Source organism: Enterobacter sp. JS8-1, assembly GCF_049187015.1.
Taxonomy (GTDB): Bacteria; Pseudomonadota; Gammaproteobacteria; order Enterobacterales; family Enterobacteriaceae; genus Enterobacter; species Enterobacter mori.
Map to the genome: position 1 here is coordinate 38,013 of NZ_CP185805.1, position 20,574 is coordinate 58,586.

Here is a 20,574-nt window from a genome sequence, read left to right on the forward strand (position 1 = left end):
TACCTGGACGCTGTCTCAGGCATCTCTCCCGGCTGATTTTTACAATGCTGCAAAAATCAGCTCAGGAGTAACTCAGTCATGCTGGCCTTCTTAAATCAGGTGCGCAAGCCGACCCTGGATCTGCCGCTCGATGTGCGGCGCAAGATGTGGTTCAAACCGTTCATGCAGTCCTATCTGGTGGTCTTTATCGGCTACCTGACCATGTACCTGATCCGCAAAAACTTTAACATCGCACAGAACGACATGATCTCCACCTACGGGCTGAGCATGACGCAGCTGGGGATGATTGGCCTGGGCTTCTCCATCACCTACGGCGTGGGGAAAACCGTTGTGTCCTACTACGCGGACGGCAAAAACACCAAGCAGTTCCTGCCGTTTATGCTGATCCTCTCCGCCATCTGTATGCTCGGCTTCAGCGCCAGCATGGGCACCGGCTCCGTTAGCCTGTTCATGATGATCGCCTTCTACGCCCTGAGCGGTTTTTTCCAGAGCACCGGCGGGTCGTGCAGTTACTCCACCATCACCAAATGGACCCCGCGCCGCAAGCGTGGTTCCTACCTCGGCATGTGGAACATCTCCCACAACCTCGGCGGGGCGGGTGCGGCAGGCGTGGCGCTGTTCGGCGCGAACTACCTGTTCGACGGCCACGTGATCGGTATGTTTATCTTCCCGTCGATTATCGCCCTGATTGTTGGCTTTATCGGCCTGCGCTACGGCAGCGACTCCCCGGAATCCTACGGCCTCGGTAAAGCCGAAGAGCTGTTCGGCGAGGAGATCAGCGAAGAGGACAAAGAGACCGAAGAAAACGAGATGTCCAAATGGCAGATCTTTGTTGAGTACGTGCTGAAAAACAAAGTGATCTGGCTGCTCTGCTTCTCGAACATCTTCCTCTACGTGGTGCGCATTGGTATTGACCAGTGGTCGACCGTGTATGCCTTCCAGGAGCTGAAGCTTTCTAAAGAAGTGGCGATTCAGGGCTTCACCCTGTTCGAAGTGGGCGCGCTGGTCGGCACGCTGCTGTGGGGCTGGCTCTCTGACCTCGCCAACGGTCGTCGCGCGCTGGTAGCCTGCGTCGCGCTGGCGCTGATTATCGCCACCCTCGGCGTCTACCAGCATGCCAGCAACCAGTACGTTTATCTGGCGTCCCTGTTCGCGCTCGGCTTCCTGGTGTTTGGTCCGCAATTACTGATCGGCGTGGCGGCAGTGGGCTTCGTCCCGAAAAAAGCGATCGGCGCCGCCGATGGGATTAAAGGCACCTTCGCCTACCTGATCGGCGACAGCTTCGCCAAACTGGGTCTGGGGATGATCGCCGACGGTACGCCGATTTTCGGCCTCACCGGCTGGGCGGGCACCTTCGCGGCGCTGGATGCGGCAGCGATCGGCTGTATCGTCCTGATGGCGATGGTCGCGGTGCTGGAAGAACGTAAGATCCGCCGTGAGAATCGTGCGCAGAAGCAGAAATTGAAAGCAGCCTGAGTGTGCAGGTGACTTCTTTGCCCGGTGTGTGATGCCGGGCTTTTTTTATTCAGTGAGTTAAGACCTACCCCAGAACAAAAATATCCCCAGTTGACGGGGTGACTGCGTCCGGCAACCACAAATTGCCCCATTTACCCGTACAATGGCAGCCCATTATTTTATCGGGCTGTAGGCCGCGCAGAAACTGCCTGACTGCCCAGAGCTTACGCGGTGACGCACAGCGAAGATGGAAACCGCCGAAAATTGCATGGATATGATTGATACCGGTTATTCTCTGGCAGTGACGCACAATCTCAATCAGCCCTCGGTGCCCACAGCCAATAAAAATAATCAGGCCACGGTCAGACTTATAAATCAGAACCCCTTCATCTTTTACATAATCCGCATTCGCATTTTTACTGCCGATAACACCATATGCGTGCGGTTTGGCGACAGGGATCTCCCCTGACCACATAAAGCGCTCCCCAAGCTGGAGCGGGGTACGGCTGTATTCCATGCGATAGCGTGAATAATCATTATTCAGCGACAGTTTTTTTAGTCTGGCGGTATACCCCGAAAACCGTATTGCCGAATAGCGCTCGCAGGCCACGTGGGGATGGCATACGATCCGGCAATTATCCGGTAACCACGGAACGCCGCCGCAATGGTCATAGTGCCCGTGAGACAGTACCGCTGCGGTCAGGCAGGTTAAATCGACTCCCATCAGGCCTGCGTTATGCAGGAAGCTATCATCAGGACCGGTATCAAACAGAATGGAATCATTTTCATCCTGTATAAACAGGCTGAGCCCTGCTTTGGCCCGCAGTGAGCTTTTAGCGTTATGGTTAGGCCGATTCTCCAGCAGGACACTGATTGTTATGGACATGTTCGCTCTTTCCCTGAAGTCATGATTCGTTACCGCCACCCGTTGACCATACACCCTGGAAATACAATCGTCCCCATAAAAACTAAAACGACTTTTCTGCCCTTTTTCCAGCGCTTTTCAGTTCACTATTATGGTTCTGCCCGCTGTTGACGCCCTGCGTTTCCCGCTATGATGAGCGGCTAGTCTAAGGAGAACGCATGGTCTGGATAATGCTGGCAACGCTTGCCGTGGTGTTTGTGGTGGGATTTCGTGTCCTGACCTCAGACTCCCGCCGCGCCATCAAACGTTTAAGCGAGCGTCTGGGTATCACCCCGATGCCGGTCGAGTCGATGATCGACCAGTTTGGAAAATCCTCCGGGAATGAGTTTATCCGCTACCTTGAGCGCCCCGACGAGGCACATCTGCAAAACGCCGCCCAGGTGCTGCTTATCTGGCAGGTCTGCATTGTCGACGGCAGCGAAGAGAACCTGCACACCTGGCACCGCATGTTGCGTAAAGCCCGCCTGGCCGCACCCATTACCGATGCGCAAATTCGTCTGGCGCTTGGCTTTATGCGCGAGATGGAGCCCGACCAGCAGGAGCTGAATGCCTTTCAGCTGCGCTATAACCAGCTCTTCCTGCCGGAAGAGGGTGTGTTTTACCTGCACTGATCCCCTGTAAAAACGACAAAAGTTGTCAAATCGTTAAATCCGTCACACTTTTGATGATAAACTGCGCGACTTTTCCGCACGTTTTTATCTTCAGGTGACGCCATGACAGAACATATCCAGCCCACGACCAGACCGCAGACCAAAGAGGTTTCTCGCCCCAACTGGTCGGCGGTTTTCTCCGTGGCGTTCTGCGTCGCCTGCCTGATTACCGTTGAGTTTCTGCCGGTGAGCCTCCTGACGCCGATGGCGCAGGATCTGGGCATTTCCGAAGGCGTGGCGGGGCAGTCCGTTACCGTCACCGCCTTCGTGGCGATGTTCGCCAGCCTGTTTATTACCCAGGTGATTGGCACTATCGACCGCCGCAAGGTGGTCATCCTGTTCAGCGTGCTGCTGACACTCTCCTGCCTGCTGGTCTCCTTTGCTGAAAGCTTCACCCTGCTGCTGCTCGGTCGCGCCTGTCTTGGTCTGGGGCTCGGCGGCTTCTGGGCGATGTCGGCCTCGCTCACCATGCGCCTGGTGCCCGCGCGCACGGTGCCAAAAGCGCTGTCCGTTATCTTCGGTGCGGTCTCTATCGCGCTGGTGATTGCTGCGCCGCTCGGCAGCTTCCTCGGCGGGATTATCGGCTGGCGTAACGTCTTTAACGCCGCGGCGGTGATGGGGCTTCTCTGCATTATCTGGGTGTGGAAAGCGCTGCCGTCCCTGCCGGGTGAAGCGGCGCATCATAAGCAGAACATGTTCGCGCTGCTGAAGCGCCCCGGCGTGATGGCGGGGATGACTGCTATCTTTATGGCCTTTGCCGGGCAGTTTGCCTTCTTTACCTATATACGCCCGGTGTTTATGACCATGGCGGGCTTTGACGTGGACGGCCTGACGCTGGTGCTGCTGAGCTTCGGTATCGCCAGCTTTGTTGGCACCTCGCTGTCGTCGCAGTTTCTGAAACGCTCCCTGAAGGTGGCGCTGGCGGGTGCGCCGCTGGTACTGGCGCTGAGCGCGGCGGTGCTGGTGCTGTGGGGCAGCGATAAGTGGGTGGCCTCTGCGATTGCGATTATCTGGGGCTTTGCCTTTGCGCTGGTGCCGGTGGGCTGGTCGACGTGGATCACCCGCACGCTGGCCGATCAGGCGGAAAAGGCCGGGTCGATTCAGGTGGCGGTGATCCAGCTGGCGAATACCTGCGGCGCGGCAGTAGGCGGCGTTGCGCTTGACCATCTGGGGCTGACGTCACCGCTGGTGATTTCCGGAACGCTGATGCTGCTGACGGCGCTGCTGGTGGCAGGGAAGGTGAAGGCGAAGTAGTACTTTTCTCCCTCTCCCGTGGGAGAGGGTTGGGGTGAGGGCATCAGGCTACGCCGATGCCTTAACCCTTCTACGCGAATCCATCGAAATCAGCACCACCGACGACACAATTAGCAGCGTCCCCAGCCAGTCCGGCAGGGTGAACGCCACGCCCAGCAAAATCACCGACAGCAGCGCGCTGCTCAGCGGCTCGGCGCAACTCAGAATGCTCGCCTTCGGCCCGCCGATCATCTGTGCGCCTTTCAGGTACAGGCTGAACGTCAGCGCGGTGCCAATCACCACCAGATAGAAAAACGCCAGCAGCAGGCTGCCATCAATCACGAACGTGGTCCCACGCCCGGCGTAGAACGGCGTCAGCATTAACCCGGCAATCAACATACTCCAGCCGACAATCGGCAGCGTGCCGTAGCGGGCGATAAGCGTCGACGGGTACGTCGTATAAAACGCGGCGGCAAACGCCGAGGCGATACCGAAGAACAGCGCGGCAGGCGAGATGGAGAGCGAGGTCGGGTCACCGTGGGTGACCAGCAGGAAGGTGCCGACTAGCGACGTCATGATGGCAGACAGGACAAACACGCCGGGGCGCTTTTTCCGCGCCAGGGCAAACCACGCCACGATGATGGTCGGGGACAGAAACTGCAGCACGGTAGCGGTCGCGGCGTTGGATTTTTCAATCGTCAGCAGGAAGGTGAGCTGCACGGTGAGCGCGCCGACGAGCGAGAAAATCAGCAGGCTGAGGGCGTCTTTGCGATGCTTGATGACCGAGAAAATCTTGTCGCCGTGAACGAAGGAGAGCGTCAGCAGGATCACGCCGGTAAACAGCAGGCGAACCATGGTCAGGTAAGGCGAAGAAATGTGGCTTTTCTCCATGATGTACTGCGCGCAAACCCCCGAGCTGCCCCATAAAATGGCGGCGATCAGGACGTTTAGCATCCCTTTACGTGTGGAACCCATGTTCTCCCCTGCGATGTTGTCGTTAATTCGGCCAACAGCATAGCATGGTTGTGTGCGGCCTGATGCCCTCACCCCGGCCCTCTCCCACGGGGAGAGGGAGCAAACACTCAAAACGGCAACGTTGCGTTGCCGTTTTGCTTTTACCTTAGAACCACGCCTCCCACATCGCGCCGACGTTGAAGTCGTCGAGGGTTTCGTCTTTGGTGTTGTTCACGCGCGCGGTGCGCTCGTTATCCACTTTGCCGCCGGTCACGTAGAAGCGCAGCATCGGACGGAACTCCGGCCCCATGGCGATGGACATGTTCTGCGACAGGGTCAGCTTCCAGCCCTTGTTATCGCCGCCGTTGTCGTAATCAACGTGCTGCCAGCCCGCTTCCAGCCAGGTGGAGTGAACGTCGTTCCACCAGTGCATTGGGCGCACGATGGCATTGTAGTTCTTACGGTTGTCGGTCTTATCACGGCTGTTGTCGTAGTCGTGGAAGGCGAGGATGTACTCTACCTGCGTCGCCTGGGTGAATTTGTACAGCCCTTCAAAGCTGGCGTAAACCGTGGTCAGATCCTCAGTTTTGTTGAACACGCTGTTGTCCGCGTTATCGGAGTAGCGGGCGATCACCTTGTTCACGCCGCTGTCGTTGGTGTGGCTCAGCACCACGCCGCCCTGCCAGGCGTTCAGACGTTCATCGCTCTCCACCGCCTTGGAGTCAAAGCCGTAGTTGGCGTACAGCTCCATGTCGATCGGGCCGAGCTTCATGCCGTGGATTTTTGAGGTCGCGGCGTAGTTACCTTTATCGCCCGTGCCGGAACCGCCGGTACAGGTGATGCGCGACGGGTTGGCCTCATCTTCCATCACTTCCGGGCTACAGGATTCCACTGCCGCCACGGCGGCCACGTCGAACTGCACGCCGCCGATGTCGAAGTTCTTCACCCCGGCGCCCTGGCCGTCGTGGTTCATCCAGAAGTAATCGTTGATGCCCTGCTGCGGACGCTGGTGGAAGTCACGACCGGCCCAGAAATAGGCATTCGGGTTGGAGGCCATAATGTTGGTTACGCCCGCGTAGGCTTTTTTCAGGTTAACTTCGTCGCCCCAGTGGTCGATCATCACGTTAACGTCCCAGATGGCGCCGTTTTCACCCTTGAAGGCCTTGGAGAGCTGGAATTCCCCGCCGTTGCCTTCGTTGCCCAGACGACCAATGGCGGACGCGCCGTTGTAGGAGCCGTCCACCGCCACGTATTTCTGGTCGGCGGCCTGGAAGTGCGCGCCGTAGCGGGCGTAGCCGGTAAATTTAATGCCGAACGGAATCGCCATATCCGGGGACTGCGCCGCGCTTTGCGGCTCGGTCACCACGTCCGCTTTTTTCGCGACCGCCGCATCCATTTTGGCCTGACGTTCGGCCAGGGCTTTATCCACCGCTTTTGCCACAATGGCGTCGATTTGCTCCTGCGTGAATTCTTGTGCGAGCACGGAAATTGGGCAAAGCGCGGCGATAACCGCCATGGTTAATGGAAGTTTTTTAATCGTATTCATGGTTATCTCAATATAGTTTAATTTTATTCAGACAATAACCATCCCGCTCCGATCTGACAGAGTATGTCGCTATCATCAGAACAAGTGGAATTCTATTTAAGGTACAGAGGTATTACAGTAATTTATTTCGCCATAGGCTATCTCTGATATAAATGAATAATTTCTTCGGATAATTCACGCGCTAATAAGGAATTCATTAAATGATCCTGCGCGTGCACCATGATTAACGTCATCGGCTGGCGGCCTTCGCCCGCATCCTGCTCGATCAGTTTGGTCTGCATCTTGTGCGCCTGGCGCGAATAGCCGTCGGCTTCGCGCAGCAGGCTTTTGGCCTCGTCAATGTTGCCCTGACGCGCCGCGTGCAGCGCTTCAAAGCACAGGCTGCGGGACTGCCCGGCGTTGACGATAATTTCCATTACGGCTTCTTCTAGTGCGATCATCATCATTACTCTTTATCAAAGCTATTATTTAAGGCGGTGGCGGCAAACCACTCCCCGCTTTTCTTAATGGTGCGCTGCTGCGTCTTTAAATCGAGCTGGATAAATCCGTAGCGATTTTTATACGCGTTACACCACGACCAGTTATCAATAAACGTCCACATATGGTAACCAAGACAATTGCACCCTTCGCTAATACCCTTATGCAGCCAGGCTAAATGTTCGGAAATAAACTCGATGCGGTATTGATCGTTAATCTGGCCATTTTCAATAAAGCGCTGCTCATTTTCGACGCCCATGCCGTTTTCAGAAATAAAGCAGCGTGGGTTGCCGTAATTGTCGCGCAGGTTAACCAGAATATCGTAAATACCCGGCTCGTAGATTTCCCAGCCGCGGTACGGGTTCATCTTGCGGCCCGGCATCTCGTAGTTATCAAAGAACCACTCCGGCATAAACGGCGCCTGAGGGTTCACCGCGCTGTCGCGACTCTTCACGCGACGCGGCTGATAGTAGTTCACGCCGAGCAGGTCGATTTTCCCTTCCGCAATCAGGAAACCGTCTTCCGGTTTACAGGCGGGTAATTGATCGTAGGATTTCAGCAGCGCCACCAGGTCTGCCGGGTATTCACCGCGCAGAACCGGGTCAAGGAAGCTGCGGTTAAACATCAGGTCTGCGATGTGCGCCGCCTTCACGTCTGCCGGATTCTGCGAACGCGGGTATGACGGCGTCAGGTTCAGCACGATGCCAATCTCCCCCGCGTAATGCCCGGCGCGGTAGGCTTGCACCGCCTTCGCATGGGCCAGCACGGTGTGATACGCCACGGTTGCTGCCCGACGAAAATCCACCACGTTCGGATAGTGGAAGTCGTACAGATAACCGCCTTCTACCGGCACGATCGGCTCGTTGAAGGTAAACCAGTGCAGCACGCGATCGCCAAACAGCTCGAAGCACATCTGCGCATAGCGGGCGTATGCGTCCACCACGTCGCGGTTTTCCCAGCCGCCGATCTCCTGCATCGCCATCGGCATGTCGAAGTGGAACAGGGTGATAAACGGCGTGATGCCCTGCTCATTCAACTCATCAATGACCTGATTGTAAAAATCGACCGCTTCCGGGTTCACTTCACCGATACCGTCGGGGATCAGGCGCGCCCAGCTAATCGAGGTGCGAAAGCTGTTGTGGTTCAGCTGCTTTAACAGCTGAATGTCCGTTTTCCAGTGCTGATAAAACGTGGAGGTCTGCTGCGGCCCCACGCCGTTGTGAAAACGGTTCGGCTCGCGGGCAAACCAGTAATCCCATGTGGTTTCGCCCTCTCTTGCTCCTTCGGTCTGGAGAGCGGAGCTTGCGCTGCCCCACCAGAAGTTATCGGGAAATGCGTATTTCATGACTCTTCCTCTTTGACTTAATTGCTGGCGGCTTCAGCGTTACCGACGGTCGCCTGAGCTTTCTGCTCTTCGTTTTTGATGAGCGTACGCTCATAGGCACGCAGGAACGGCAGGTACATCAGCGCGGACATCACCATACAGACCAGGCACATCACCACCGGGCTGAGCGCCCAGTTCGCCGCCCATGACGCACCAATCGGTGCAGGGGTGGTCCACGGGGTTAACGAGACGACCTGTGCCAGCCAGCCGAGCTTGGTTGCGCCGTACGCCAGGCAGGCGTTGACGAGCGGAACGAACACGAACGGGATAAACAGCATCGGGTTCATGATGATCGGCGCGCCGAACAGAATCGGTTCGTTGATGTTAAAGAAGCTTGGCACCACGCCCATTTTGCCGATGGTGCGCAGATGGGTCACGCGGCTGCGCAGCAGCAGGAACGCCAGCGGTAGCGTGGAGCCTACGCCGCCAATCAGCAGGTAGTGATCCCAGAAGCCCTGCAGGTAAACGTGCGGCAGCGCCGCGCCAGCCGCCAGCGCCGCTTGGTTTGCGGAGAGGTTAGCCATCCAGAACGGGTTCATAATGCCGGTGACAATCAGCGAGCCGTGGATACCCGCAAACCAGAAGATCTGGCACAGCAGCACGGAGAGCAGAATGGCGGGCAGGGAGTCAGAGGCGGACACCAGCGGTTCCAGCAGGTGCATGATCGCCTGGGGAATGATCATTCCGGTCTGCGCTTCAATGAACAGGTTCAGCGGGTGCAGGGTGCCGATCACCACCATCACCGGGATCAGGATCTCAAACGAACGCGCCACGCCGGTCGGGACTTCTTTCGGCAGGCGAATGGTCACGTTGTTCTGCTTCAGCCACGCGTAAACGCGGGTGGCGTAAATTGCGGTGATCAGCGCGGTGAAGATGCCCTGACCGGAGAGATACTGGGTCGAGATTTTGCCGTCGGCATAGGGTGCGGCGACCAGCAGGAAGGCCATAAAGGCCAGCAGGCCGGACATCACCGGGTCGAGGTTGAATTGACGCCCCAGGCTTGCCCCAATCCCCACCGAGATGAAGAAGGTCATGACGCCCATGCTGAGGTTAAACGGCAGCATCAGCTGCTCGCGGTAGGTCTGGGAGAAATCCAGCCAGCCGCGGGCAAAGCTGTTGGTGGTATCCGCCGAAAACGGCGGGAAGATGAACACCAGCATAAACGAGCCGATGATCATAAACGGCAGCGCGGCGGTAAATCCGTCGCGGATTGCAATCACATACTTTTGCTGACCCAGCTTCGCGGCCAGCGGGGTAATTGACTGCTCAATCACCGCGACCATGGATTGATATAACGAACTCATGTGAACACCTTTTAGTGTGCCGCTTCGATGAGCGACAGAGCATAGTCCAGTACTTTATCGCCACGCTGCATGCCGTAGTCCATCATGTCGATGGGCTGTACCGGAATGCCTTGCGTCGCCGCCTTGTCTGAGAGTGTCTTTAACATGTATTTCACTTGCGGTCCGAGAAGGACAACCTGGTATTGCGGAAACTGCGTATCAAATTCGGAAACACCGTACGCATCAATCTTCACCGGCAAACCACGTTCTTTCGCGACATCGACCATTTTGCTGACCAACAGGCTGGTGGACATCCCGGCAGAGCAGCACAGCATAATCTTGAACATCGACAACCATCCTCTAAATGTAAAAAGTTATTGCGGAGATGATTGGACATCATACGGAAACCGGTTTCCATTCATAAAAGACAGAAGTGTGACAACCATCAAGAAGCTGTGCTTATGGGGCTTATTACCACGATCTGCATCACGGAATTTGGCTGTTATGACGTCATTTTGAGTGGAAACGGAAAATCGGTTTCCATGAAAAACGGAAACGGATATACTCCGTACTGGCTATAATGTGAGCCGTAGCGGTAATGGAATTTGCAGGCGTGAAGTTGGCCTGCCAGGGGAGAGAGATGTCTACAATCAACGATGTATCACGTCTGGCCGGGGTGTCCAAAGCCACGGTATCACGGGTGTTGAGCGGGTCACGCGGCGTGAAGGAAGCCAGCCGTCAGGCCGTTCTGAAAGCGGTGGATGAGCTGAATTATCGTCCTAACGTGATTGCACAATCACTGCTAAGCCAGTCGACGGGCTGTATTGGCGTGATTTGCGCGCAGGAAAACATTAACCAGACCACCGGTTATCTGTACGCGCTGGAAAAACAGCTCAGCCAGCATCAAAAACATCTGCTGCTGCGCTTCGCGCATAGCAAAGCGGAAGTGATGCACGCCCTTGAAGAACTCTCCTGCGGGCTCTGTGATGATATCCTGGTGATTGGCGCCCGTTTTCCGCTGGACGTGGATATGGAAAACGTCATTCTGGTCGACTGTATGGAGTCTGATAACGCCAACAGCATCCAGTTCGATCACGCGTTTGCCGCCGAAACCGCCTGTAATTATCTCACCAGCCAGGGGCGTCGCCAGATTGCGCTGATCCACCCGCACGGCAGCGGTTTTGCCGACCAGGTGCTGCTCGGCTACAAGCACGCGCTGGAGAAAAATTTCCTGCCCTTTAATCGCAACCTGGTCTTTATGGACGCCACCTCCTCATCCGTTGCGCTGCAGGAGCTGTTGAACAACGCCAGCACCCTGAATTTCAACGCGCTGCTGGTGGCCGACGAGCAGGAAGCCCAGCGGGTGATCCCGCAGCTGCAGGCGTTTAATAAATCGGTGCCGGACGACATCATGGTCTTCAGCCTGGGCGGATCGCTGCATCTGCCGGGTATTCCGGTGATCCCGGCGATTGAATATTCCATGGACGCCATGGCGGCGCGGATTGTGAGCTGGCTGACGGAGAAAACGCAGATGCTGGGGTCGTATGTGCTGCGCGGGGATTTAATTATTCCGGACGTGCGGAAACGTTAAACGTGTGATGTAGGCCGGGCAAGCGCAGCGCCACCCGGCAAGCAGCATTCAATAGTCTTCCATACAATCCACCTGGCTGACGGCATCCCAGTAGGCGTCCAGATTGTCGCGCTTCACGGCGGTGATGGCGTTTTTGATCAGCAGATGGTTGGCCTCCGACGACAAAATCATTGCCTGCCAGGCCTTATCGCTCTGCTTTTTCTGTGGCGTGCAGGTTTTCTTCACATCTTTCAGAACCTGCTGTTTTATCTGAGCATCTTTCGCCGGATCTTCCTTCTCCTGAGCGTGGACAAACGCGGCGAACAACAGGCAAACGAGCAGGCAGACCAGGTGCGCAGCTTTCATCGAAACCTCCAGTTAACGTCACATGCTTCCCATGAAATATATCGTTACATTCAGTGTAGCGATTCCAGCCGAAAGTATGAATTTACGCTTTCTGCGTCTAAGACCCGACTGCCAGCGCAATACAGTAGCTCAGCAGTTACAACTGGTAGGTTTTCGGAGAATCCTTCAATGTCTTTAATTTATTGTGCGCACACCAGTATTTTCTGTTTCTGTAATCAAATGATAAATCAACACACACTGCCATTAACGCAAGTATTACGCCTACAGCTAAACCATTATAATAAAAACAGCTTTATAAGGTGAAATCAGAGCAATAAATTCATTCATTGTTACATTCCCATATGCTCACGAGCTTTATCACCATAAAACCAGGTAAAAAATGCCCCCATACCAAAAAATATAACTATGCAAAGAACAGCCATTATAATTAAAAACCAGCCGGATATAGATTTACCGCCCTCACCAAAAGTGCCAATGGTTATCATAATTCCAAAAAAGAACATCAGCCCGGCGATCCCACAAACTTCCCACGGTGTCGTATATCTTTTCTCCTGAGGATAATCAGGTTGGCGAGTTAATCGGGACGAAAGAGCCGTCATTGAAAACCTGTTCTGTCCGGAAGCGGCCACCAGCTGATCACCATGCGCATACACCACTGCATCTGATGCCAATGCCAGCATCAGCCAGACGTACCCGGCAGAATGCTCACCGAGTGACATTTCAAGATCCAGCCTGTCCGGTACGGCTTTTTTCTCATCCAGCACTTCCAGCAGCGGGTACTTCTCCGTGCGAGAGAGTCCGGTAACGCAGGCGTGCGTAGAACGAGGCTGTTTCTGCCTCCTGGCCGTAAAAGTCACCTGCAGCCAGAAAGTGATCGGCGTAGTGGTACTGTTTTCCGCGGGTTATCCCGTGAGGAATGTCGTTCCCTGCAATGGTTTTATCCGCCTGCGGGGAAAACGGATCGCGGTAGTTATAGGTACGGACCAGTACATTTTCGGGGATGAGCTGGTACTGCTCTTCGAGTTCGGTTACGTACTCTTCATGACTGGTCATGCCGGAATGGCGGACGTATGGCAGCTGCTTATTGCTGAAAACATAGCGGCGACCACCGTCACCGAAAATCACTACCGTTTCACCTTGTACCTTGTCGTGATTTTCAAAGCGGAACCAGATCCCGACTTCGGCCAGCAGACGGCGGATAAACTGGAGATCGGTTTCCTTCCACTGGATAATCATTTCGCGGCTGGGGTAGTTGTGGCTTAGTTGGTCAAAATCGATGTTGTAACCCTGAAAATGCCCGCTCTCCTTCATCAGCTTCGTGACGAGCTCAGGCACTGTCATGTCCATGTACACGGCCGAACGGTAGTTCCGATCCAGCAGCGCCAGTTCATGCTCCAGCACACACTCATACAGGGCTTCATCAGCGGACGACTTCAGACGGGAAAATGACGTGATCACGCCATTAATCTGGCGCACCGGCAACCAGGATTCCTGATTGTGCCAGGTCGATTTCGCTTTCGGGTTAGGCGCGCGCAGAATAAATTCAGCCATCTGGTTCAGAACGTCTTTGACAGCAATGTTCGGATTCGGACTGGTGAAGCGAATGGTATAACGGTAGGGCTTACTGAGTTCTTCTTCCCCGCAAAACGAATGAACATCCGGTGAAACGGTTTTACTTCGTGGGAAATACAGTAAATAACGATTCAGGGTATCCTGTTGTTGAACCGTGTCTGATTGTCCTGCCATCGTCAAATATCCTTTTGATAAAGCAATAAGGTACATAAAAATAATACGCTTTCAGGCTGGTTATTAAAATACCACTCCACAAGGCAGAGTAAAAATATTAAAAAACATTATTTATTCACTGAATAAATAAATATATAAAAAGTATTCACGAATCAAATTAAATGCTGAGGAGAACCCCGCAGGAATATAACAATACAGAATATCCAATTAAGCACTTCGGTGCGGCAAGAAATCTTTTCGGATTGGGGTAAACACATCTATTAATATTCAATATCTGTGGTTGACGGATTATTTGGGCCTGTCCTGATATAAATCAGATAGGAGGTACCGGCCATCTGCTTATGCGGGTTATCCACCGTTGTAATATCAATCAGTAAATCACCTGCTACGGTAGAGCAGACAAACCAGCAAGCAAACCAGGTGCGCAGCTTTCATCGAAACCTCCAGTTAACGTCACATGCTTCCCATGAAATATATCGTTACATTCAATGTGGCGATTCCAGCCGAGAGTATGATTTTCTCTTTTCTGCGCATGAGAATCGCCCACCGATGAGGTTACTGGATCCCGCCGCCCAGCGACTGCCACAGCGTGATGCGGTTTTCCAGGTCGGTTTGCTGCAGCGCAATCAGTGATTCCTGCGCCGACCACAGCGACCGCTGCGCGGTAAGCACCGTCAGATAATCCCCCGCGCCCGCCTTATAGCTACGTGTTGCTACATCCAGCGTTTTTTGCTCCGCCGCGACGTATTCACGCTGGGCATCCAGCTGCTCGCTCAGGGTTTCACGCCGCGCCAGCGCGTCGGCCACGTCCTTGAACGCGCTCTGGATGGCTTTCTCGTAGGTGGCAATCAGTCCCTTCTTCTCCGCTTCCGCGTAGCGCAGCTGTGCCAGGTTGTTCCCGCCGCTAAACAGCGGCAGGGTGATGGACGGTGCAAACGACCAGACCTTCATCCCGTGGCTGAACAGGGAGGAGAGCGAATCGCTGCCGACGCCCGCGCTGGCGGTGAGCGAGATGGTCGGGAAGAAATTGGCGCGCGCCGCGCCGATGTTGGCGTTGGCGCTTAGCAGGTTATGCTCGGCCTCCTGAATATCCGGGCGACGCAGCAGCGCGCTGGAGCTGACGCCCGCCGGGATCAGCGTGATGGCATTATCGCTCAGGCTCTCCAGCGTGCCGGGCAGCAGGTTCTCCGGCACCGTATCGCCCGCCAGCAGATTAAGGGCGTTTTTGTCCTGCATCACCAGCGTCTGGTAGCTCGCCACGCTGGCGCGCGCCTGCTGGTAAACCGCCATCGCTTCACTGACGTCCGTCGCCGCCGCCACGCCGACGTCCTGCTGGCGCTTCACAATCTTGAGCGAGTTCGCCGCGCTCTCCATCGTGGATTTCGCCAGCGCCAGGTTGCTGTTATCCGCCGCCAGCGTCACCCAGGCCGTGGTTAGCTCGCTAACCATCGTCAGGCGCGTATTCTGCGCGGTGAATTCGCTGGCAAGCCAGGTTTCACGCGCGGCGCGGGAGAGGCTCTGGTTGCGGCCAAACAGATCCAGCTCGAAGCTGGAGACCGCGCCGTTGGCTTCGTCGCTGGTGGTCACTCCGCTTGCCAGCGTGCGGCTGCGGGTGTGGCTCAGCTCGGCGTCTACCGTCGGGAACAGGGACGAGCGCGTTTCACCGTACTGGGCGCGGGCGGCGTCGATATCCGCAATCGCTTTTTGCACGTCACGGTTGCTGTTAAGCGCCATCGTCACCACGCTTTTCAGCCGCGCGTCGTTCATCACCTGCTGCCACTGGCTCACCACGGCGGTGGCTTCGCCGTGCGCGCCGGGTAAGGTTGCCGGGACGGGGGCGTCCGGGCGTTGATACGTTGGGTCTAACGACACACAGCCTGCGCTCAGCAGGGCTAACGCTAAAATAGATACACGAAACATTATGACCTCCGGTTTGCGTGCTTACCGGAGAACAGACGTTTCACCAGTACAAAGAATAAGGGGACGAAGAAGATCGCCAGCAGCGTCGCGGCCAGCGTCCCACCGATAATGCCGGTACCGATTGCCACGCGGCTGTTGGCACCTGCCCCGGTTGCCACGGCCAGCGGCGTCACCCCTGCGATAAACGCCAGCGAGGTCATGATGATCGGACGCAGACGCGTCTGAGCGGCACGCAGCGCGGCGCGCGTCAGGGAGTACCCTTCCGCGACTTTGGCTTCGGCAAATTCCACAATCAGGATGGCGTTCTTCGACGACAGGCCGATGGTGGTCAGCAGCGCCACCTGGAAGTAGACATCGTTGTTCAGGCCGCGCAGGGAGGCGGCGACGGCTGCGCCCAGCACGCCAAGCGGGATCACCATGATGACCGAAATCGGTACTGACCAGCTCTCATACAGCGCTGCCAGGCACAGGAACACCACGAGAATGGAAAGGGCATAAAGGCTCATCGCCTGACCGCTCGCCAGTTTTTCCTGCAACGACAAACCGCTCCACGCCCAGGTGCTGCCGGACGGCAGGCTGTTTGCCAGCTGCTCCATTGTGCTCATCGCCGTGCCGGAGCTAGCGCCGCTGGCGTTTTCGCCCTGAATCTCATACGCCGCCGAGCCGTTGTAGCGTACCAGGCTTTCCGGGCCGTACTCCCAGCGGGTTGTGGCGAAGGCGGAGAACGGGGTCATGGTGCTGTCGCTGCCGCGCACATACCATTTGTTGAGATCCGACGGCACGGCGCGATAGTCGCTGTCGCCCTGGATGTAGACCTTTTTCACGCGGCCGCGATCGATAAAGTCGTTCACGTAGGTCCCGCCCCAGGCGCTGGAGAGGGTGTCGGTGACGTCGCTCAGGGACAGCCCCAGCGACACGGCCTTGTTGTTGTCGATATCGACCTGAAGCTGAGGCATCTGCGGCAGATCGTTGGCGCGCACGGCGTGCAGCGAGCTGTCCTGGTTGGCTTGACCAATCAGCTGGTTACGCAGTTTCAACAGCGCGTCGCGGTCGGTGCCGCCGCTGGCCATCAGCTCAAAGGTAAAGCCGTTGCTCTGGCCCAGACCGTCCACCGCAGGCGGCGTCATGGCAAAGATGGTCGCATCGCGGATGGTGCTCAGCTCCTGCGTGGCGCGCAGGGCGATGGCCTGCGCGGTATTCTCATCGCCTTTACGCTCTGACCAGTTTTTCAGGGAGACAAACGCCATCCCGGCGTTCTGGCCGCTGCCGCTGAAGCTGAAGCCTTCAATGGTGAAGATCACGTTGGTGTTGGCTTTCTCTTTGGTGAGGAACCACTCGCGCACCTGGCGGCTGACGTCGGCGGTACGCACCGTCGTCGCGCCGGCGGGCAGGGTGTACTGCACCATGATTTCGCCCTGGTCTTCCGTTGGCAGGAAGCTGCCCGGCAGCTTAAGCATGGCGAAGCCCATCGCACCACAGAGCAGGGCGTAGATGACCAGCATGCCGCCGGAGCGGCGCAGGGCACGCAGCACCTTGTTCTGATAGCCATGCTCGGTCCTGCTGTAGAAGCGGTTAAACGCGCCGAAGAAACCTTTCTTGTGCGGAGCCGTGTGGCTCAGAATTGAGCCGCAGAGCGCGGGCGTCAGGGTCAACGCCACCACCACGGAGAGGAACATCGCCGAAATGATGGTGACCGAGAACTGACGGTAGATCACCCCGGTGGAGCCGCCGAAGAAGGCCATCGGCAGGAATACCGCAGAGAGCACCAGCGCAATGGCGATCAGCGCGCCGGAGATTTCGCCCATCGATTTTTCGGTGGCTTCGCGGGCGGGCAGGCCTTCGTCGCGCATAATACGCTCGACGTTTTCCACCACCACGATGGCGTCATCCACCAAAAGCCCAATCGCCAGCACCATCGCAAACAGCGTCAGGGTATTGATGGAGTAGCCGAACAGCGCCAGCACGCCGAAGGTGCCCAGCAGAACGACAGGCACCGCCAGCGCCGGGATCAGCGTGGCGCGGATGTTTTGCAGGAACAGGTACATCACCACCACCACGAGGATAATGGCTTCGAACAGGGTCTGAATCACGTCCTCAACGGAGATCTTGATGAACTCTGTGCTGTCTTTCGGGTAGGCCACGTCGTAGCCTTCCGGCATCGACTTTTTGAACTCAGCAATCTTGTCTTTTACCGCCGTCGCAGTGTTGAGCGCGTTCGCACCCGGTGAAAGCATGACCGCCATACCCGCCGCCGGGTGGCCGTTGAGCTTCGCGGTGGCGGTATAATCTTCGCTGCCCATCTCCACGCGGGCGACGTCGCTGATGTGCACGACCGCGCCGTTGGACTGGCTCTTCACGATGATGTTTTTAAACTGATCCACCGTCTGCAGGCGCGACTGAGCGCGGACGGTGGCGGTCAGCTGCTGGGCGTTTGACGAGGGCAGTGCGCCGATTTTACCGGCGGAAACCTGCACGTTCTGGGCTTCAATCGCGCTCTGCACGTCGGACGGCATCAGCGAGTAGGACGCCAGCTTCGCCGGGTCGAGCCAGATGCGCATGGCGTATTCCGCCCCGAACACCTGCAGGCTGCCAACGCCCTCCACGCGCGCCAGCGGGTCCTGCATATTGCTCACCAGCCAGTCGGCGATATCCGAGCTGCTGGCGGTGTCGGTTTTGTCGTACACGCCCATGATCAGCAGGAAGTTGCTCTGCGATTTCTCGACGGTAATGCCGGACTGCTGCACCTCGGTCGGCAGACGAGATTCCGCCTGCTGGACTTTGTTCTGCACCTGTACCTGCGCGGTGTCCGGGTCGGTTCCCTGTTCGAAGGTGACGTTGATGCTTACCGACCCGTCCGAGCTGCTGGTGGAGGTGAAGTAGAGCAGGTTATCCAGCCCGGTGAGCTGCTGCTCGATCACCTGCGTCACGCTGTTTTCCAGCGTTTGCGCGGAGGCACCGGTGTAGGTGGCGGAGATCTTGATCGACGGCGGGGCGACGTCCGGGTACTGCGCGACCGGCAGCGAGCGGATCGCCAGCATCCCGGCGAGCATGATAAGAATGGCGATAACCCAGGCAAAGACCGGGCGACGCACGAAGAAGCGGGAAAACATCAGGCGTTTCCTCCGCTGGCTTTCATCTCTTCGGCTTTCACTTCCTGCCCGGCGGTCACCTTGTCGGTGCCTTCCACAATCAGCTTATCGCCCGCCTTCAGACCGCTCAGCACCAGCCATTTGTCGCCGTAGGTGTCGCCCGTCTCCAGTTGACGCTGCTCGACCTTGTTGCTGGCATTCACCACCAGCGCGGTAGCGGTGCCTTTGGCGTCGCGGGTGATGCCCTGTTGCGGTGCCAGGATCGCGTCGTTCATGATGCCTTCATCCACTCTGGCGCGGACAAACATCCCCGGCAGGAGCTGATGCTGCGGGTTCGGGAAGACGGCGCGCAGCGTGACGGAGCCAGTTGATTCATCCACCGCCACTTCGGTTAACGCCAGGCGGCCTTTTTCACCGTAGGTGCTGCCGTCTTCGAGGATTAACGACACGCGTAGCGTATCGCTATTGGTGGCAAGGGTTTGCTTGCGTAAACGCAGCAGATCGGCGCTGTAACGCGTGAGATCGACGTACATGCTGTCGAGCCCGCGAATGGTGGCGAGGGCGGTATCCTGCTGCGCGGTCACCAGCGCGCCGGGGGTGACGGAGGAGATGCCGATACGTCCGGCAATCGGTGCGGTCACGGTGGTCCAGTTGAGGTTAATGCGCGCGCTTTCCTGCGCGGCCTTCTTTGACTCGACGCTGGCCTTGTCCTGTGCGCAGGTGGACTTCGCGTCCTCTGCATCCTGACGTGACACGCCGTCATCTTTCACCAGTTGCGCATAGCGCTGGGCCTTCTGGCAGTCGGCCTGCACCAGCGCCTGCGCCTGCTTTAGCGCCGCGGCGGCTTCATCGTAGGCGGCGCGGTAGCTGGAAGGGTCAATTTGATACAGCGCCTGTCCGGCCTTGACCGTATCGCCTTCGGTGAACAGCCGCTTCTGGATAATGCCGCCTACCTGCGGGCGCACTTCGGCGCTCATGGCGGCGGTGGTGCGGCCCGTCAGCTCGCTGACGACGGAAACAGGCTGGCTCATGAGCGTGACAATCCCCACATCCGGAAGAGGACGCTGGGGAGCAGATATTTGCGCATTATCGCACCCTGTCAGGAGGAGTAATGCCGCGATGGAGGTTGTTATGGTTTTCATAATTTTTTTTCCAGGGTGAACGATGCCTACCCTGTTAATCGCTTAACAGGGAGGAGGGCTATTTAAAGGCACAGCGATACCGCATCTCTGGCTTAGTCAGAAATGTAAAAAAGGGGAATTACTTATTCCCGCTAATTATTCATATGCGATTACTTCGCAGAGAAAAGCATATTTAAAATATCCTGATAAAGAGGTTCTAATTGTTCTGACGGTACTTTTAACGGCGCGAGTCGACGGTAAATCGTTCCTTCGATCATCACGGCGGTAATCTCCACGCAGCAGCGAATATGCTCATCGCTCAGGTGGGGGAACTGCTTTTTCAGGTGCGCGCAGGCGTTGGTGAACATGCGCGATTCGGCTTCGATTAGCATGGCGGCAACCTGAGGATTACGCGTGGCCTCGGCGGACATTTCCAGCATCAGCGCATCGTCATCCTCGTTGAGCGTTTGCCGCCAGGCGAGGGCCTGCGGCATCCCTTCAACCAGCGTTTTGCCCTGCATCTCCTCGATGCGCGAGTCGATGATGCGGCGGATCATCTCTTCGATAATCGCGTCTTTGTTGCTGAAATAACGGTAAATTTGTCCGACGCTGAGCTTCGCCTCGCTGGCAATCTGCGACATGCTGGCGGCGTGAAACCCGCTGGCGCGAAAGCAGCGGCGCGCGGCGGTGATGATCTCGTCCTGGCGCAATTTTTGTCGTTCTTCCAGCTTTGTGCTCATCGTCGGCTACCATGTAAAAGTGAGAATGATCGTTCTCATTATACGTTTTAGGTGCGTATTGGAAAGGCTTTTTTTATTTTCATATTGAATGAATATTTCCTGGATTAAACAATGG

Annotated in this window: 18 protein-coding genes; 4 read left to right on the plus strand and 14 right to left on the minus strand. The window is 56.6% G+C overall.

The window, feature by feature from the left end:
* The first annotated feature begins 78 nt into the window (after positions 1 to 78).
* On the plus strand, positions 79 to 1,476 hold the full coding sequence (uhpT, locus tag ACOQH0_RS00200) for a hexose-6-phosphate:phosphate antiporter (RefSeq protein ID WP_172701430.1): 1,398 nt from the start codon (positions 79 to 81) through the stop codon (positions 1,474 to 1,476).
* Between the two features lie 64 nt (positions 1,477 to 1,540).
* Here uhpT and ACOQH0_RS00205 read toward each other — a convergent pair whose 3' ends face one another.
* Positions 1,541 to 2,341, minus strand: a complete 801-nt coding sequence (locus tag ACOQH0_RS00205) for an MBL fold metallo-hydrolase (RefSeq protein ID WP_421511292.1) — start codon at positions 2,339 to 2,341, stop codon at positions 1,541 to 1,543.
* Positions 2,342 to 2,538: 197 nt separating this feature from the next.
* On the opposite strand from ACOQH0_RS00205, the gene ACOQH0_RS00210 reads away from it, so the two are divergent.
* Positions 2,539 to 2,991, plus strand: coding sequence for a DUF1198 domain-containing protein (locus ACOQH0_RS00210; protein WP_421511293.1), 453 nt, complete (start codon positions 2,539 to 2,541; stop codon positions 2,989 to 2,991).
* 102 nt (positions 2,992 to 3,093) lie between these two features.
* On the plus strand, positions 3,094 to 4,284 hold the full coding sequence (nepI, locus tag ACOQH0_RS00215) for a purine ribonucleoside efflux pump NepI (protein WP_421511294.1): 1,191 nt from the start codon (positions 3,094 to 3,096) through the stop codon (positions 4,282 to 4,284).
* 48 nt (positions 4,285 to 4,332) lie between these two features.
* Here nepI and ACOQH0_RS00220 read toward each other — a convergent pair whose 3' ends face one another.
* From ACOQH0_RS00220 to ACOQH0_RS00245, 6 genes are all read right to left on the minus strand, one after another.
* Entirely contained in the window at positions 4,333 to 5,238 is a 906-nt protein-coding gene (locus ACOQH0_RS00220; RefSeq protein ID WP_421511295.1) for a DMT family transporter, read from the minus strand.
* Between the two features lie 145 nt (positions 5,239 to 5,383).
* Complete coding sequence (locus ACOQH0_RS00225; RefSeq protein ID WP_033144328.1) at positions 5,384 to 6,763, minus strand: carbohydrate porin; 1,380 nt, start codon at positions 6,761 to 6,763, stop codon at positions 5,384 to 5,386.
* Positions 6,764 to 6,900: 137 nt separating this feature from the next.
* On the minus strand, positions 6,901 to 7,203 hold the full coding sequence (locus tag ACOQH0_RS00230; RefSeq protein WP_010426515.1) for a PTS lactose/cellobiose transporter subunit IIA: 303 nt from the start codon (positions 7,201 to 7,203) through the stop codon (positions 6,901 to 6,903).
* Positions 7,204 to 7,208: 5 nt separating this feature from the next.
* Entirely contained in the window at positions 7,209 to 8,585 is a 1,377-nt protein-coding gene (locus ACOQH0_RS00235) for a glycoside hydrolase family 1 protein (protein ID WP_348556680.1), read from the minus strand.
* Positions 8,586 to 8,602: 17 nt separating this feature from the next.
* Positions 8,603 to 9,928 carry a PTS cellobiose transporter subunit IIC gene (locus ACOQH0_RS00240; RefSeq protein WP_010426512.1) on the minus strand — a complete coding sequence of 442 codons (1,326 nt, stop codon included), beginning with the start codon at positions 9,926 to 9,928 and terminating at the stop codon, positions 8,603 to 8,605.
* An 11-nt stretch (positions 9,929 to 9,939) separates the two neighbouring features.
* Entirely contained in the window at positions 9,940 to 10,254 is a 315-nt protein-coding gene (locus ACOQH0_RS00245) for a PTS sugar transporter subunit IIB (protein ID WP_010426508.1), read from the minus strand.
* A gap of 293 nt (positions 10,255 to 10,547) precedes the next feature.
* Here ACOQH0_RS00245 and ACOQH0_RS00250 point away from each other — a divergent pair, with 293 nt between their 5' ends.
* Positions 10,548 to 11,498: a LacI family DNA-binding transcriptional regulator gene (locus tag ACOQH0_RS00250; protein ID WP_063957966.1), complete on the plus strand. Its 951-nt coding sequence runs from the start codon at positions 10,548 to 10,550 to the stop codon at positions 11,496 to 11,498.
* Between the two features lie 48 nt (positions 11,499 to 11,546).
* Here ACOQH0_RS00250 and ACOQH0_RS00255 read toward each other — a convergent pair whose 3' ends face one another.
* The 7 genes from ACOQH0_RS00255 to ACOQH0_RS00285 all read right to left on the minus strand — a co-directional run bounded on the left by ACOQH0_RS00255 (position 11,547) and on the right by ACOQH0_RS00285 (position 20,459).
* Positions 11,547 to 11,843: a YicS family protein gene (locus tag ACOQH0_RS00255; RefSeq protein WP_421511296.1), complete on the minus strand. Its 297-nt coding sequence runs from the start codon at positions 11,841 to 11,843 to the stop codon at positions 11,547 to 11,549.
* A 329-nt stretch (positions 11,844 to 12,172) separates the two neighbouring features.
* A complete protein-coding gene (locus ACOQH0_RS00260) occupies positions 12,173 to 12,607 on the minus strand; it encodes a hypothetical protein (protein WP_421511297.1) in 435 nt (144 codons plus the stop codon).
* A complete protein-coding gene (locus tag ACOQH0_RS00265; RefSeq protein WP_421511298.1) occupies positions 12,597 to 13,589 on the minus strand; it encodes a type VI secretion system Vgr family protein in 993 nt (330 codons plus the stop codon). Before ACOQH0_RS00265 ends, ACOQH0_RS00260 begins: the two co-directional genes overlap by 11 nt.
* A 555-nt stretch (positions 13,590 to 14,144) precedes the next feature.
* A complete protein-coding gene (locus tag ACOQH0_RS00270; protein WP_421511299.1) occupies positions 14,145 to 15,509 on the minus strand; it encodes an efflux transporter outer membrane subunit in 1,365 nt (454 codons plus the stop codon).
* Positions 15,509 to 18,619, minus strand: coding sequence for an efflux RND transporter permease subunit (locus tag ACOQH0_RS00275; protein WP_421511300.1), 3,111 nt, complete (start codon positions 18,617 to 18,619; stop codon positions 15,509 to 15,511). The genes ACOQH0_RS00270 and ACOQH0_RS00275 overlap by 1 nt, the downstream gene beginning before the upstream one ends.
* Positions 18,619 to 19,740, minus strand: a complete 1,122-nt coding sequence (locus tag ACOQH0_RS00280) for an efflux RND transporter periplasmic adaptor subunit (RefSeq protein ID WP_421511301.1) — start codon at positions 19,738 to 19,740, stop codon at positions 18,619 to 18,621. Before ACOQH0_RS00280 ends, ACOQH0_RS00275 begins: the two co-directional genes overlap by 1 nt.
* A gap of 149 nt (positions 19,741 to 19,889) precedes the next feature.
* Positions 19,890 to 20,459 (minus strand): TetR/AcrR family transcriptional regulator, encoded by a 570-nt coding sequence (locus ACOQH0_RS00285; protein WP_010426497.1) that lies wholly within the window; start codon positions 20,457 to 20,459, stop codon positions 19,890 to 19,892.
* Positions 20,460 to 20,574 lie beyond the last annotated feature (115 nt).

Bases quoted from the DNA above. Each gene is read 5' to 3' on its own strand.
- uhpT (WP_172701430.1), top strand. From the start codon at position 79: ATGCTGGCCTTCTTAAATCAGGTGCGCAAGCCGACCCTGGATCTGCCG.
- ACOQH0_RS00255 (WP_421511296.1), bottom strand. From the start codon at position 11,843: ATGAAAGCTGCGCACCTGGTCTGCCTGCTCGTTTGCCTGTTGTTCGCC.
- ACOQH0_RS00230 (WP_010426515.1), bottom strand. From the start codon at position 7,203: ATGATCGCACTAGAAGAAGCCGTAATGGAAATTATCGTCAACGCCGGG.
- ACOQH0_RS00205 (WP_421511292.1), bottom strand. From the start codon at position 2,341: ATGTCCATAACAATCAGTGTCCTGCTGGAGAATCGGCCTAACCATAAC.
- ACOQH0_RS00265 (WP_421511298.1), bottom strand. From the start codon at position 13,589: ATGGCAGGACAATCAGACACGGTTCAACAACAGGATACCCTGAATCGT.
- nepI (WP_421511294.1), top strand. From the start codon at position 3,094: ATGACAGAACATATCCAGCCCACGACCAGACCGCAGACCAAAGAGGTT.
- ACOQH0_RS00285 (WP_010426497.1), bottom strand. From the start codon at position 20,459: ATGAGCACAAAGCTGGAAGAACGACAAAAATTGCGCCAGGACGAGATC.
- ACOQH0_RS00245 (WP_010426508.1), bottom strand. From the start codon at position 10,254: ATGTTCAAGATTATGCTGTGCTGCTCTGCCGGGATGTCCACCAGCCTG.
- ACOQH0_RS00210 (WP_421511293.1), top strand. From the start codon at position 2,539: ATGGTCTGGATAATGCTGGCAACGCTTGCCGTGGTGTTTGTGGTGGGA.
- ACOQH0_RS00240 (WP_010426512.1), bottom strand. From the start codon at position 9,928: ATGAGTTCGTTATATCAATCCATGGTCGCGGTGATTGAGCAGTCAATT.
- ACOQH0_RS00275 (WP_421511300.1), bottom strand. From the start codon at position 18,619: ATGTTTTCCCGCTTCTTCGTGCGTCGCCCGGTCTTTGCCTGGGTTATC.
- ACOQH0_RS00235 (WP_348556680.1), bottom strand. From the start codon at position 8,585: ATGAAATACGCATTTCCCGATAACTTCTGGTGGGGCAGCGCAAGCTCC.
- ACOQH0_RS00220 (WP_421511295.1), bottom strand. From the start codon at position 5,238: ATGGGTTCCACACGTAAAGGGATGCTAAACGTCCTGATCGCCGCCATT.
- ACOQH0_RS00270 (WP_421511299.1), bottom strand. From the start codon at position 15,509: ATGTTTCGTGTATCTATTTTAGCGTTAGCCCTGCTGAGCGCAGGCTGT.
- ACOQH0_RS00280 (WP_421511301.1), bottom strand. From the start codon at position 19,740: ATGAAAACCATAACAACCTCCATCGCGGCATTACTCCTCCTGACAGGG.
- ACOQH0_RS00250 (WP_063957966.1), top strand. From the start codon at position 10,548: ATGTCTACAATCAACGATGTATCACGTCTGGCCGGGGTGTCCAAAGCC.
- ACOQH0_RS00225 (WP_033144328.1), bottom strand. From the start codon at position 6,763: ATGAATACGATTAAAAAACTTCCATTAACCATGGCGGTTATCGCCGCG.